Raw genomic sequence first — 12871 nt, forward strand, 5'->3', positions numbered from 1 at the left:
GATTTTAATGCTTGGTTGTATTTTTATTAACCATATTTTAAAATTTTTATTTAAATTTTGAGCTATTTATATTTGGATTTTTTCTTTAAACTATTTCAAATGATTTTATCATTAAATAAATTAAGTAAAATATGGCCCTTCTTATAAATAGAAAAACATTCTGTTTAGGAATTTTGCTCTTTTGCTGCAATTATTCCTGGGCCAACTCGTCGCATAATATTTTTGTGATGACCTTATCCATTTTGAGTTATGCAAAGTGGAATACACCCTCACCTGAATTATGTGTTGCAGACAATCCAAATTATGCTACTCAATTTTCCAATTACGCAAAATCCAACAAATCATCTTTTAATGTAAATGCCATTCATGCAACAGATTTAAAAAGTCGCCACTGCGATGCTGTATTCTTTTCTAATATCACCGCACAAGCCGAACAGACACTCATAGATAAATCATTAAACTCCACGATTTTATCATTTAGTTCAAATAATACAGACTGTGAGATAGGAAGTGTTTTTTGCCTGTCCACAAACAAAACAGGGAATACTATTTTTAAAGTTAATTTAGATAGCTTAGCTCGATCTAAAATACATGTTGATCCGCGTGTTTTGTTACTCGCAAAAAATTCGGATTAAGATCATGATCAATAAGTTTTTTAAATCGAGCTCTTTACAGACATTATTTCGTAAGTCACAGTTTACGACTTTTGCGATTACGCTATTCATTTGTACATCTACTTTTGTCACGATTTCAGTATTTACTGTTGAGTCTTATGCAAAGCAGAACCTATTATTAATTAGTCGCACTGTTTCAGAGCGTGTTCAACCCGCACTTGTCTTTTCAGATAAAATTGCGATTTCACAGATTATCAATGAATATACCTTTCAACATTCCGTTCGCCTTATTGAGGTATACGATGCGCAAGGGCATAAAGTTTCAGAAAGCCTAAAAAATGTTGAACATTACTCTTATATTCAAAATATTTTCGACCATATTTTTTTAAAAGATGCAGTTAAGTTAAATGTACAACATCAAGGTCAATTCGTTGGGCAAGTTGTTCTTTATGGTAGCTCTAATGAAATTTTAATGTTTATCTTTAAAATTTTTATAGGATTAGCTTTTGGGATGCTGTTTATGGTTTTCGCAGTATGGTGGTCGGTCAATCTCACCTACCGTCATATCATGGGCTCATTTTCTCCAATTATTCAAATTGCACAACTGTTAAGAAATCAAAAAGCCTATAACTTGAGATTTCCTAAAAGTGATGTTAAAGAATTCCAAGAGTTAAATAGTGTTTTCAACCAACTCCTTGATGAAATCCAGTCTTGGCATACTCATCTTCAAAATGAAAATAGTGAGCTTTCATATCAAGTTCAGCACGATCATTTAACCCAACTACCCAATCGTAGTTATTTTTATCAAGTTTTATGCAGTCTCTTTGAAGATACTCACCAACGTCAAAATTTAGCTTTACTGTTTATTGATAATAATAATTTTAAAGCCATTAATGACCAATATGGACATCTGGTGGGTGATGAAGTTTTAAAGGAAATGGCCATACGCTTAAGACGCCATATTCGTCAAGATGATTTTGTTGCGCGTCTTGCTGGTGATGAGTTTGCAATTATTTTACGTTCGATTTCTAAAATTGAGCATTTAATTTCCATCGCTGAAAATCTCATTAAATGTTGTGAAGATCCTTTAATTTATAAAGGACAAGAGATTTATTTTAGTTTCAGTCTAGGGATTGCTATTTCAAGTAAAGCCTCTAGCCCAGAAGATTTAATTTCTCAAGCAGATCAAGCGATGTATAAAGCAAAATCGCTACAACACCATTGGTTTATTTATCATTCTTAATGTTTAGAGGATTATTATGATTACAAAAAATATACGTCTTTCTATTCTTGCTTTCGTTTGCGTAGCGCTCACAGGCTGTATGAACCTGGGTGGTCTAAGCTATAAGCAAGCACGTGTACTCAAGAAAGAAGGTTTTGTATTGACGGATGAAGGTTGGAGCTTAGGCTTACCTGAACGCTTATTGTTTGGCTTTAATGAATCCAATATTCAACCAGAACATCAAGTTGAGTTGATTCGCTTAGCCAAACAACTCAATAAATATCACTTGGATAAACTAAAAATTGTAGGTCATACTGATAATGTAGGTAATCCTGAATACAATTTAAAATTATCCAAAGAGCGTGCTCAAAATGTCTCTGATATTTTTATTGGAGAAAAATTTAATCCTGCAAATATTCAAATTATTGGTAAAGGATCCGATCAACCCCTTAAATCCAATGATACTGAAGAACATAAGGCTGAAAATCGTCGTGTGGCCGTGATTATTATTCCTTAATCTTCTTCAATTCAAAATAGATCTCTACGGAGGTCTATTTTTTGTCTCCACTTTTAATATGAATTGAAGCAAGACAAATTTCAGGCATAAAAAAACCGCATTTAAGCGGATAATTTATATTTAAGTTTAAACTTAAATGGTCGGAGCAGTAGGATTCGAACCTACGACCCCCTGGTCCCAAACCAGGTGCACTACCAGGCTGTGCTATGCTCCGATTTTACAACAAACTTAAGGAATTGGGGTGAATGATGGGGCTCGAACCCACGACAACCGGAATCACAATCCGGGGCTCTACCAACTGAGCTACATCCACCGTCACATTAAGTTTTTTAGGCTCTATAATATCAAGCAACATATGGTGCGCCTGACAGGATTCGAACCTGTGACCATCCGCTTAGAAGGCGGATGCTCTATCCAACTGAGCTACAGGCGCATGACCAATGATACAGATATCACCGTTACCTTGCCTTGAAGAATTGGTCGGAGCAGTAGGATTCGAACCTACGACCCCCTGGTCCCAAACCAGGTGCACTACCAGGCTGTGCTATGCTCCGTTCATCTCAGCTTTAGCGTATCGCACATCGTGCGGTACGGTGTGCATTCTAGGCGTGACGCCACAAGACGTCAACACCTATCTTGAAAAAAAGTTAAAAAAACAAGTCAAATGTATATTAATCAAGCATTTCAGATGTTTTTTATACAATTTTTACCGTTTCAGTTGTGCACTGAAGTTCAACATGCGATCTAGTGGCAATTTTGCACGTTCTGCTAGAGCTGGATCAACAAATATTTCTTGATCAGCATTTTGTAAAACGGCCAAAATTCCATCGAGCTCATTCATTGCCATCCAAGGACAATGCGCACACGAACGGCATGTTGCCCCTTCACCCGCTGTTGGTGCTTCAATCAATGTTTTATTGGGTACAGCTTGTTGCATTTTATAGAAAATGCCTCGATCTGTCGCCACAATCAAGGTGTCTTGCGGTAGTGTTTGAGCCGCTTTAATTAATTGTGACGTACTGCCTACGGCATCAGCAATATCAATCACCGACTCTGGTGACTCAGGATGCACCAAAACAGCAGCATTTGGATACAGTGCTTTCATCTTGTCTATACCACGCGCACGAAACTCCTCATGCACGATACAAGCACCATCCCACAGCAGCATGTCAGCACCCGTTTTCTTTTGAATGTAGCGCCCTAAATGTTGGTCTGGCGCCCAAATAATCTTCTCACCGAGACTGTCTAAATGTTCAATAATTTCAACAGCACAACTTGAGGTCACGACCCAATCTGCACGTGCTTTAACTGCTGCTGATGTATTGGCATAAACCACAACTGTATGCTCAGGATGTGCATCACAAAATGCAGTAAACTCGTCCACGGGACAGCCCAAATCGAGTGAGCATGTTGCCTCCAATGTTGGCATGAGCACCCGTTTTTCGGGAGAAAGTATTTTTGAAGTTTCCCCCATAAACTTTACTCCTGCAACCACGAGCGTAGATGCCTCATGATCTCGACCAAAGCGCGCCATTTCCAAGGAATCTGAAACACAACCACCCGTTGCTTCTGCAAGCTCCTGTACATCTGGATCACAGTAATAATGCGCCACTAAAACAGCATTTTGCTTTTCCAGTTCAGCCTTGATTTGATTAAACTTGTGTTGTTTCAGCTCAGGACTTAAACGATTGTCCTTTGGTTCACCTAAACGATCTAAATGCGCTTGCACAATCGATTTTGCTTCGTTGGCAATTAAATTATTCGCATCATTCATAAGAGGTCTTCTCATCCCTTGTCGCTGGCATCATGCTAGCGGTATACCTTTGTGAATTTATTGTACTTTTTACTGCACATAAATTCACCTCGAAAAATGTTTTGTTATAAAAAAGCCTCACGAATGAGGCTCAATTCAAATATCAATACTTAAGAGCGATAGTCTGCATTAATTTTTACATAGTCATAGGATAAATCACAGGTATAGACGGTATCTTTGGCTTGTCCTCGCCCAAGATCTACACGAATCGTCATCTCAGTTTGTGACATCACACGCGCACCTGCTTCTTCTGTATAATCCTCTGCAGCACCACCATCTTTACAAATCTGCACGTCATCCAACCAAACTTGTATTTTTTCGACCTCCAAGTCTTTCACACCAGCATAGCCTATAGCTGCAAGAATACGCCCCCAGTTTGGATCAGATGCAAAAATTGCTGTTTTCACAAGTGGGGAATGCGCAATACTATAAGCAATATCACAACATTCCTGGGTATCATGTCCACCTTCGACAGCAACAGTAATAAACTTTGTTGCTCCCTCGCCATCACGGATGATCAGTTGCGCCAAACGCTTCATCACTCGGGATAAAACATCCAGTACCACAGTATAACGCACATCATCTTCCGTCGTGATTTCTACACCACCAGCACATCCAGTCGCTGCAAAAATACATGAATCATTGGTTGAAGTATCACCATCCACCGTAATACGGTTGAATGATTGGTCTGCACTGACTTTCAACATTTTCTGTACAAGTGTCCGTGCAATAGGCATATCCGTTGCTACAAAGCTCAACATGGTCGCCATATTCGGACGAATCATACCTGCACCTTTAGAAATGCCAGTCATGGTATAAGTAATACCATCAAGCTCAAATTGCTCTGAGGCACCTTTGGGTGTGGTATCCGTGGTCATTATTCCAGTTGCCGCATCGTTCCAAGCATCATCCCTTAAACTCGTCAAAGCAGGCTGTAAACCCTGAGTTAAACGCTCTATCGGTAATTGCTCACCAATCACACCTGTGGAAAATGGTAGAACTTCAAATGCTTGTACTTGTACCAATTCAGCAAGCTTTGAGCAGGTCAATTGAGCATTCTGCATGCCCAACTTTCCCGTACCCGCATTAGCATTACCTGTATTAATCACAAGATAACGAGGATTCGCTTGTGCCAAATGCGCTTTAGAAACATGAACAGGCGCTGCACAAAATGCATTTTGAGTAAACACCCCTGCAACATTTGTGCCCTGTGAAAATTCAAAAATAACTAAATCTCGTCGATTTGGATAACGGACATACGCCTCAGCAGAGCCAATTTTTACACCTTGCACCACATGCATATGCGGCATAGACACGTCACCAACAGCCATTTTTAAATGTCCACATGAATTAAATGAGAACCACAGCTTATTAGAATTCTCGCTAAAAATCGAGCTTATTAAAAAGCTTATTTATTTTTACTATAAGAAATGCTTATTCATTTGAATATAAAATAAAAAAGCCAGTAAATTTACTGGCTTCAAACTCTGCTATCGCTGGTTATTGCTGTGCTGGAGCTGTAGTATCCACAGCCAACAACGCTTGTTTTACTTTTTCTTGACTAGATGCTGAAAGTGCTGGATTTGATGCAACAACTCGATTTACTGTCGCTGGTGTTACTGCAGCAATTGCTGCCGTTTTAAGAACAATTGGACGCCCACCCGTATTTCCCAAAGTATAACGAATCCCCGTACGTGGGCTAATCACTGTGGTTGTTTCATTTTTAACTTCTGCTTGTGCTGTTACTGCACCTGTCGCTGCTTGTACTTTTTCTACGGTGGTTGTTTGTGGTGCGGTATCTGCAAATGCCAATACTGGAAGGGTTAGGGCTGCAAAAAATAGAGGTTGTAATCGTTTTTTCATTGTCTTTCCGAATATCTATTCAATTGAGCAACTTAATACCATTTTATTATATTTCCTGCAATCAAAATTAACTCACGGTAATAACTTGTAAAAAAAGCAGAACAATTGTTCTGCTTTTTGGTTAATTTTCAGTTGGCTTAATTAATTTTACCGTGACACTGTTTATATTTCAGACCAGAGCCACATGGACATGGTGCATTGCGACTTTCAGGCGGTTCGATCATTACATCATCTGCAAATTGTGCATCAACCACATCATGGTTGATGCTTGCACTTAAGCCATCTACATCGTCATGCGCAAAATTAAGACGCATTGCATCTGCTTGTGCTTGTTGTTGAGCTTCCATTTCTGCAAGTTCTTCCGGTGTTGGGATATGAACACGAGAAATATCCGTCACCACATCTGACTTAATCACACCTAACATATTAACGAATAAGTTAAATGCTTCTTTCTTATATTCCTGCTCAGGATTCTTTTGCGCATAACCACGCAAGTGAATGCCTTGACGTAGATAATCCATCGCAGCCAAATGATCTTTCCAGTGACGATCTAAGGAACCCAACATAAAATGACGTTCTAATGTTGCTGCTGTTTCAGCACCCATTTGCTCACGACGACCACGATAACGCTCTACAATCTCATCTGAAATACGCTCAACCAAAGCTTCTTCATCAAGACGACGGTCTTCTTCCAACCAACGATTAACAGGAAGATCAATACCTAAATCTTCTTTTAATGCATTTTCCAACCCATCGATATCCCATTGATCGTGAATAGACTCAGGTGGAATATAGGTCTCAATCAAACCTTTTACAACTTCGCGATGCATTTCTTCAATATAATCTTGAAGTGAACTTTCTTCTAAAATCTCATCCCGTTGAGAGTAAATAATCTTACGCTGTTCGTTATTGACATCATCATATTTCAATAAGTTTTTACGGATATCGAAGTTACGTGCTTCAACCTTACGCTGCGCATTTTCAATCGAACGCGATACCATCTTATGTTCAATGGCTTCATTCTCTTGCAGCCCCATTGCACGCATCATTGCAACAACCCGATCACCTGCGAAAATACGCATCAAATCATCTTCTAAAGACAAGAAGAAACGTGAAACACCTGGATCACCTTGACGACCAGAACGACCACGCAACTGATTATCAATACGGCGAGATTCATGACGCTCAGAACCGATGATATGTAAACCACCTGAACTCAACACCATTTCATTGTTGTGTTCCCATTCTGCTTTTAGACGTGCTTCATCTTCAGCAGTAGGTTGTTCAATTTTGGCCAGTTTAGCTTTCCAGTTACCACCCAACAGAATATCTGTACCACGACCTGCCATGTTTGTCGCAATGGTAACAGCGCGTGGTGAACCTGCTTGCGCAATAATGTCCGCCTCACGTTCATGCTGTTTAGCATTCAGCACTTCATGTGCAATGCCTGCTTCTTTCAACTTATCCGATAAAATTTCTGAAGCTTCAATCGTTGCAGTACCGATCAGAATTGGAGCAACACCCGCCTCATGGATCTTTTGAATCTCTTCAATAATCGCGTTGTATTTACCATTACGATTTAAATAAATTAAATCATTTTGGTCATTTCGGATCATTGGACGATGTGTCGGAATAAGTACAACATCCAAACCGTAAATTTCTTTCATTTCCGCAGCTTCAGTATCAGCGGTCCCTGTCATACCTGAAAGCTTTTTGTATAAACGGAAATAGTTCTGGAAAGTTGTAGTTGCTAAAGTCTGGTTTTCAGGTTGAACATCCAAGCCTTCTTTCGCTTCAACTGCCTGATGCAGACCTTCAGACCAACGACGTCCTGGCATGGTACGACCTGTATTCTCATCGACAATAATCACTTCACCATCATGAACGATGTAATGAACATTGCGTTGATACAGGAAATGTGCACGAATAGCGGCTGACACATGATGAACAAGATTAAGATTTGATGGTGAATACAAACTTTCACCTTCAGCCAACAAACCCATTTTGATTAATTCATCTTCTACAGTTTCATAACCGACTTCGGTCATTTCTACTTGACGTTGTTTTTCATCAATCCAGAAATGTCCACCATCGGCGACTTTTTCTTCTTTCTGCGCATGGAGTTTGGGTGGAATACTATTGATTGCGACATACAATTGTGACGAATCATCACTTTGACCAGAGATAATCAATGGGGTACGCGCTTCATCAATCAAGATCGAATCGACCTCATCGATAATCGCATAAATCAAACCACGTTGCTTTTTCTCCGCCATTGAAAAAACCATGTTATCGCGAAGATAATCGAAACCAAATTCGTTATTGGTCCCATAGGTAATATCTGAGCGATAAGCTTCAGCCTTTTCGATCGGTGATTGCATTGAATAAATCACCCCGACCGTTAAACCGAGGAACTCATAAAGCGGGCGGTTTAATTCAGCATCACGTTGCGCCAAATAATCATTGACCGTAATAACATGTACACCCTGCTCACTAATCGCATTGAGATAGACAGCCAAAGTTCCCATGAGGGTTTTACCTTCACCTGTACGCATCTCTGCAATTTTACCTTCGTGCAAAGTAATACCACCAATGAGCTGCACATCATAATGACGCATGCCCATAACACGCTTTGCTGCTTCTCGACATACAGCAAACGCTTCTGGCATCAATTTATCTAGGCTTTCACCATTCTTATATCTTTGTTTGAATTCTTCAGTTTTTGCAGATAAGTCTGCATCGCTGAGTGCAGATATCGTCGGCTCGAGCGCATTGATCTTATCGACAATTTTACGCATACGTTTTAGTTCGCGCTCGTTTTTAGTACCGAAGATTCCTCCGATCAGACTTGCCAACATATAAACTCTCTAAATCTTGTAAAATAAATTTTTCTCAGACGATATTATGGTGTTAGAAATTTGAAGTACAAGGGTTTTGCACAAATCCTATCAAAAAAATCTGACGACCAGTTCGGCACGCATGAGTTAAAGCGCCTTAATGTAGCAAATTTAACCGATATTTACAGCGCAGTTGTGCGCAATTCCATGTTTTTTTCACATCCCAACTCTTTATATCTATTTTTTTCATAAAGAAATAAAAAAACACTATTTTTAATTATAAAAAAACTGCGCAATAGTATTTTGGACGGGCTAAATAACAGATGACTTTTCTTAATTTTGAGGTTTTTATCATGACTCTACGACTAGGTGACATCGCACCAGATTTCACACAAGAATCCAGCGAAGGTCCCATTCATTTCTATGATTATTTGGGCGACAGTTGGGGAATTCTTTTTTCGCATCCAGCGGACTATACACCAGTATGTACTACAGAACTCGGCTATACGGCAAAATTAAAGAATGAGTTTGATAAGCGTGGAATTAAAGCAATCGCACTTTCAGTAGATGATGTTGAATCTCACCGCGGTTGGATCAATGACATCAATGAAACACAGAACACGCAGGTTAATTTTCCAATTCTGGCAGATAAAGATCGTAAAGTTTCAACGCTATATGATTTTATCCACCCCAATGCCAGTGAGACACTGACTGTACGTTCTTTAATTATCATTGACCCAAATAAGAAAGTCCGCTTAATTATTACTTATCCAGCATCAACAGGACGCAACTTCAATGAAATATTACGGGTGGTTGATTCATTACAACTCACAGATAACTATAAAGTTGCAACACCTGCCAACTGGCAAGATGGGGAGGATGTAGTTATCGTACCATCCCTTAAAGATGAAGCAGAGTTAAAAGAACGCTTCCCAAAAGGCTATACGGCGGTTAAACCCTATCTGCGTCTTACGCCACAACCAAATAAATGAAACGACAAATCCATAAATAATGTGTTGCCATGATTTTTAAAAGATCACATTGGATATGTGGTCTTTTTTCTATGCTATTTCATACTTAAAATCCAACACCCTGCACATCTCGGCAATGTCATTGAAGTTTAAACCATAAAAAAGGCACCGAAGTGCCTTTGACTTATTAACCGTCAATTAGGCTGGAATACGTAAAACCTGACCTGGGAAAATATCATCTGCGTTTTTCAATAATGGGCGATTGGCTTCAAAAATTTTATTATACTGGTTTGGATCACCATAAAATTCTTTTGAAATCTTAGATAAGTTATCACCTGATTTCACCGTATAGAATTTACTTTCCGGTTCTGGTGTAGCCACAGTCATTTGATCATCTACTTGAGCAACATGATCTACATTACCAATCGCAAGCACGATTTTCTCTTTATCTGCTTGGCTTTGTACTTGACCGCGTACTGTCGCTAAATCTGTCTGAGAGTTATAGCTTACAGATAGGCCCTCTATAGATAAACCCAGGCTTTTAACCAAACCTAATAGTTTGTTGGCAACTTCTTGTGCAGAAGGTTCTGCTGGTGTTGCTGGCGCTGCTTGTGGTTCAGCAGGTGCTGTGTTTTTTTTACCAATACCTTTTACAAAATCAAAAAGACCCATTTATGTTCTCCATATTTATTGGAACTTGTTTTACTGTGAACTTTTATAAAAATTTATAAACTCTATTTTTATAACTAAAAAACCGATAAAAAAGCGTTGTCATTGGTGACAGAAAAGTAACGGTATGTAACCACTATTTTTTTGATTTTAAAGTTCTTTACCTATTATTTTATGTATAAAAGATTTCAAAGAAAATCTCCCCTAGTGTACATTCACACATAAAAAAACCACCTTTACGGTGGTTTTTACGCATAACAACGACATGTTATACAATCAATACATTAACCAAGTTTTTTAGTTACGTAGTCGATCGCTGATTGAACAGTCGTGATTTCGTTAGAATCTTCATCAGGAATAGTGATGTCGAAGTCATTTTCGAAAGACATAACAAGTTCTACTAAGTCTAGAGAATCAGCACCCAAATCATCCATGAAAGATGCTTCGTTTTTGATTTCTTCAGCTTTGATACCTAATTGCTCTGCAACAGCTTGTTTAATGCGTTGTTCGATATCGCTCACAGGAATTCTCCTCATTGCTTGTGGCGGCTTTTAATTGCCTGATAGTTTAATTGAATATTTACTTTTTTCAAAGTTTATACATCGCATTACGCCATGTATAAACCACCATTTACGTGTAATACTGTGCCTGTAATGTAACTGGCTTTGTCCGAAGCTAAGAAACTCACAGCATCTGCAATGTCTTTTGGCTCACCAAAACGACTTAAGGCAACTTGATCACTCATTTTTTTACGAATGTCTTCGCTTAATTGCTCAGTCATTTCAGTCGCGATAAAACCTGGAGCAATGCAATTAACGGTAATCTGACGACTACCCATCTCTTTTGCAAGGCTACGACTAAACGCTTCAATGCCTGCTTTTGCTGCAGAATAATTGGCTTGACCTGGGTTAGCAAAATGCGCAACCACTGAACTAATATTGATAATACGTCCAAAGCGAGCTTTGGTCATACCTTTCAATACCCGTTTAGACAATCGGAAAACAGCCTTTAGATGAATGTTGAGAATATCGTCCCAATCATCTTCCGACATACGCAATAATAAATTATCTTTGGTAATACCCGCATTATTGACCAGTACCATCACTGAACCATATTTTTGTTCAATGTCAGATACCAATGCATCAATCGCTGTACCATCACGTACATCAAGTACTGCACCAACACCCTGCTCAGCAAAAGCAGTAGAAAGTTTTTCTGCCCCTGCCTCAGATGTTGCTGTACCGATCACAAAATAACCATCTAGAATTAACTGTTGAGCGATGGCTGCACCAATCCCTCGGCTTGCGCCTGTCACTAATGCGACTTTACGTTCTTGTGTCATGCGATTTTCCCTTCAGCCACTAAGATAGCATTCAGTGCATCTTCCATACGTGCTTGCGTATCAAGTGGAAATGCTTTTTCAATATTAGGTAAACGTTTTGCTAAATTTGCCAGTACATTACCCGGTCCACATTCTGCAACATACTGAATGCCTTGATCTTGTATGAACTGCATGGTGTTGGTCCACTGCACAGATTGGTACAATTGCGCTGTTAGCGCCTGACGTAACTGTGTGGTATCTGTAGCAATTTCAGCGTTGACATTTTGTATTACAGGAATGCTTGGAAGCTCAATGGCAGTTTGTTCCAAAGCTTCTGCAAACTGTTCAGCAGCGGGCTTCATCAACGAACAATGGGAAGGTACGGATACAGGTAATGCGATCGCTTTTCCACCGTTTTCTTTTGCTGCGACCATAACTGCTTCCACCAGCGTCTTATCACCGGCAATCACAACTTGACCTTGTGCATTGTAGTTTGCCGCTTCAACTGAGCCTCGCCCTTGCACATTGGCTTGTTCACACAGTTCAATGACTTTTGCATCATCCAAACCAAGAATCGCAGCCATTGCACCTTGCCCTTGAGGCACTGCTGACTGCATCAACTGACCACGTAAATTGACCAGTTTAACCGCATCTGCCAATGTCATTGCATCTGCGGCAACCAATGCGCTGTATTCACCCAGTGAATGACCTGCAAGATACTTTGGTGCAACACCACCTAAATCCAACCATACGCGCCAAAGCGCAATACTGGCTGTTAACAATACAGGTTGAGTGTTTGCAGTTTGATCTAAACCCTCACCACTTTGCGCAATGTGCCATAAATCAAAACCAATGGCATCTGAAGCTTCAGCAAAGGTTTCTTGTACACCACTAAACTGTTCTGCAAGTTCAGCAAGCATACCTACTTTTTGTGACCCTTGACCTGGAAACAAAAATGCAGTTTTGGTTGCTTGAGCTGCTTGTTCGAGTCGTTTGGCAGACATATAAAAAGTCCCTTATTTAATCTTGATCGTTTCCGATGCG

12 protein-coding genes and 4 tRNA genes are annotated in these 12871 nt (G+C 39.5%); 4 read left to right on the forward strand and 12 right to left on the reverse strand.

Going from position 1 to position 12871, the window contains the following annotated elements:
* The first annotated feature begins 131 nt into the window (after positions 1-131).
* The 3 genes from yfiR to yfiB are packed head-to-tail and all read left to right on the forward strand — an operon-like array spanning position 132 to position 2353.
* Positions 132-635 carry a regulatory sequestration protein YfiR gene (gene yfiR / locus OSH00_RS19250; protein ID WP_196077340.1) on the forward strand — a complete coding sequence of 168 codons (504 nt, stop codon included), beginning with the start codon at positions 132-134 and terminating at the stop codon, positions 633-635.
* 4 nt (positions 636-639) lie between these two features.
* Positions 640-1857, forward strand: coding sequence for a diguanylate cyclase DgcN/YfiN (gene dgcN, locus OSH00_RS19255; protein ID WP_266131762.1), 1218 nt, complete (start codon positions 640-642; stop codon positions 1855-1857).
* 16 nt (positions 1858-1873) lie between these two features.
* Positions 1874-2353, forward strand: coding sequence for an outer membrane lipoprotein YfiB (yfiB, locus tag OSH00_RS19260; RefSeq protein ID WP_266131763.1), 480 nt, complete (start codon positions 1874-1876; stop codon positions 2351-2353).
* A 137-nt stretch (positions 2354-2490) separates the two neighbouring features.
* Here yfiB and OSH00_RS19265 read toward each other — a convergent pair.
* The 8 genes from OSH00_RS19265 to secA form a co-directional block, all read right to left on the reverse strand.
* Positions 2491-2567 (reverse strand) — tRNA-Pro (locus tag OSH00_RS19265).
* A gap of 23 nt (positions 2568-2590) precedes the next feature.
* Positions 2591-2666, reverse strand: a tRNA-His gene (locus OSH00_RS19270).
* Between the two features lie 43 nt (positions 2667-2709).
* Positions 2710-2786: transfer RNA gene (locus OSH00_RS19275), tRNA-Arg, on the reverse strand.
* Positions 2787-2830: 44 nt separating this feature from the next.
* Positions 2831-2907 (reverse strand) — tRNA-Pro (locus OSH00_RS19280).
* 152 nt (positions 2908-3059) lie between these two features.
* Positions 3060-4127, reverse strand: a complete 1068-nt coding sequence (nadA, locus tag OSH00_RS19285; protein ID WP_196077343.1) for a quinolinate synthase NadA — start codon at positions 4125-4127, stop codon at positions 3060-3062.
* 149 nt (positions 4128-4276) lie between these two features.
* A complete protein-coding gene (gene argJ / locus OSH00_RS19290) occupies positions 4277-5497 on the reverse strand; it encodes a bifunctional glutamate N-acetyltransferase/amino-acid acetyltransferase ArgJ (RefSeq protein ID WP_266131764.1) in 1221 nt (406 codons plus the stop codon).
* Positions 5498-5666: 169 nt separating this feature from the next.
* On the reverse strand, positions 5667-6029 hold the full coding sequence (locus OSH00_RS19295; RefSeq protein ID WP_266131765.1) for a hypothetical protein: 363 nt from the start codon (positions 6027-6029) through the stop codon (positions 5667-5669).
* Between the two features lie 137 nt (positions 6030-6166).
* Complete coding sequence (gene secA, locus OSH00_RS19300; protein ID WP_266131766.1) at positions 6167-8887, reverse strand: preprotein translocase subunit SecA; 2721 nt, start codon at positions 8885-8887, stop codon at positions 6167-6169.
* A 332-nt stretch (positions 8888-9219) separates the two neighbouring features.
* On the opposite strand from secA, the gene OSH00_RS19305 reads away from it, so the two are divergent.
* On the forward strand, positions 9220-9858 hold the full coding sequence (locus tag OSH00_RS19305) for a peroxiredoxin (RefSeq protein WP_266131767.1): 639 nt from the start codon (positions 9220-9222) through the stop codon (positions 9856-9858).
* Between the two features lie 177 nt (positions 9859-10035).
* Here OSH00_RS19305 and lysM read toward each other — a convergent pair whose 3' ends face one another.
* From lysM to fabD, 4 genes are all read right to left on the reverse strand, one after another.
* Positions 10036-10509 (reverse strand): peptidoglycan-binding protein LysM, encoded by a 474-nt coding sequence (gene lysM, locus OSH00_RS19310; RefSeq protein ID WP_196077506.1) that lies wholly within the window; start codon positions 10507-10509, stop codon positions 10036-10038.
* 281 nt (positions 10510-10790) lie between these two features.
* Positions 10791-11027, reverse strand: coding sequence for an acyl carrier protein (gene acpP / locus OSH00_RS19315; protein ID WP_004723957.1), 237 nt, complete (start codon positions 11025-11027; stop codon positions 10791-10793).
* 86 nt (positions 11028-11113) lie between these two features.
* On the reverse strand, positions 11114-11848 hold the full coding sequence (gene fabG, locus OSH00_RS19320) for a 3-oxoacyl-ACP reductase FabG (protein WP_266131768.1): 735 nt from the start codon (positions 11846-11848) through the stop codon (positions 11114-11116).
* The gene (fabD, locus tag OSH00_RS19325) at positions 11845-12831 is read right to left on the reverse strand and encodes an ACP S-malonyltransferase (RefSeq protein ID WP_266131769.1); all 987 of its coding nucleotides are present in this window, start codon (positions 12829-12831) and stop codon (positions 11845-11847) included. The genes fabG and fabD overlap by 4 nt, the downstream gene beginning before the upstream one ends.
* Between the last annotated feature and the right edge of the window lie 40 nt (positions 12832-12871).

It is taken from the genome of Acinetobacter nematophilus, assembly GCF_026344175.1.
Taxonomy (GTDB): domain Bacteria; phylum Pseudomonadota; class Gammaproteobacteria; order Pseudomonadales; family Moraxellaceae; genus Acinetobacter; species Acinetobacter nematophilus.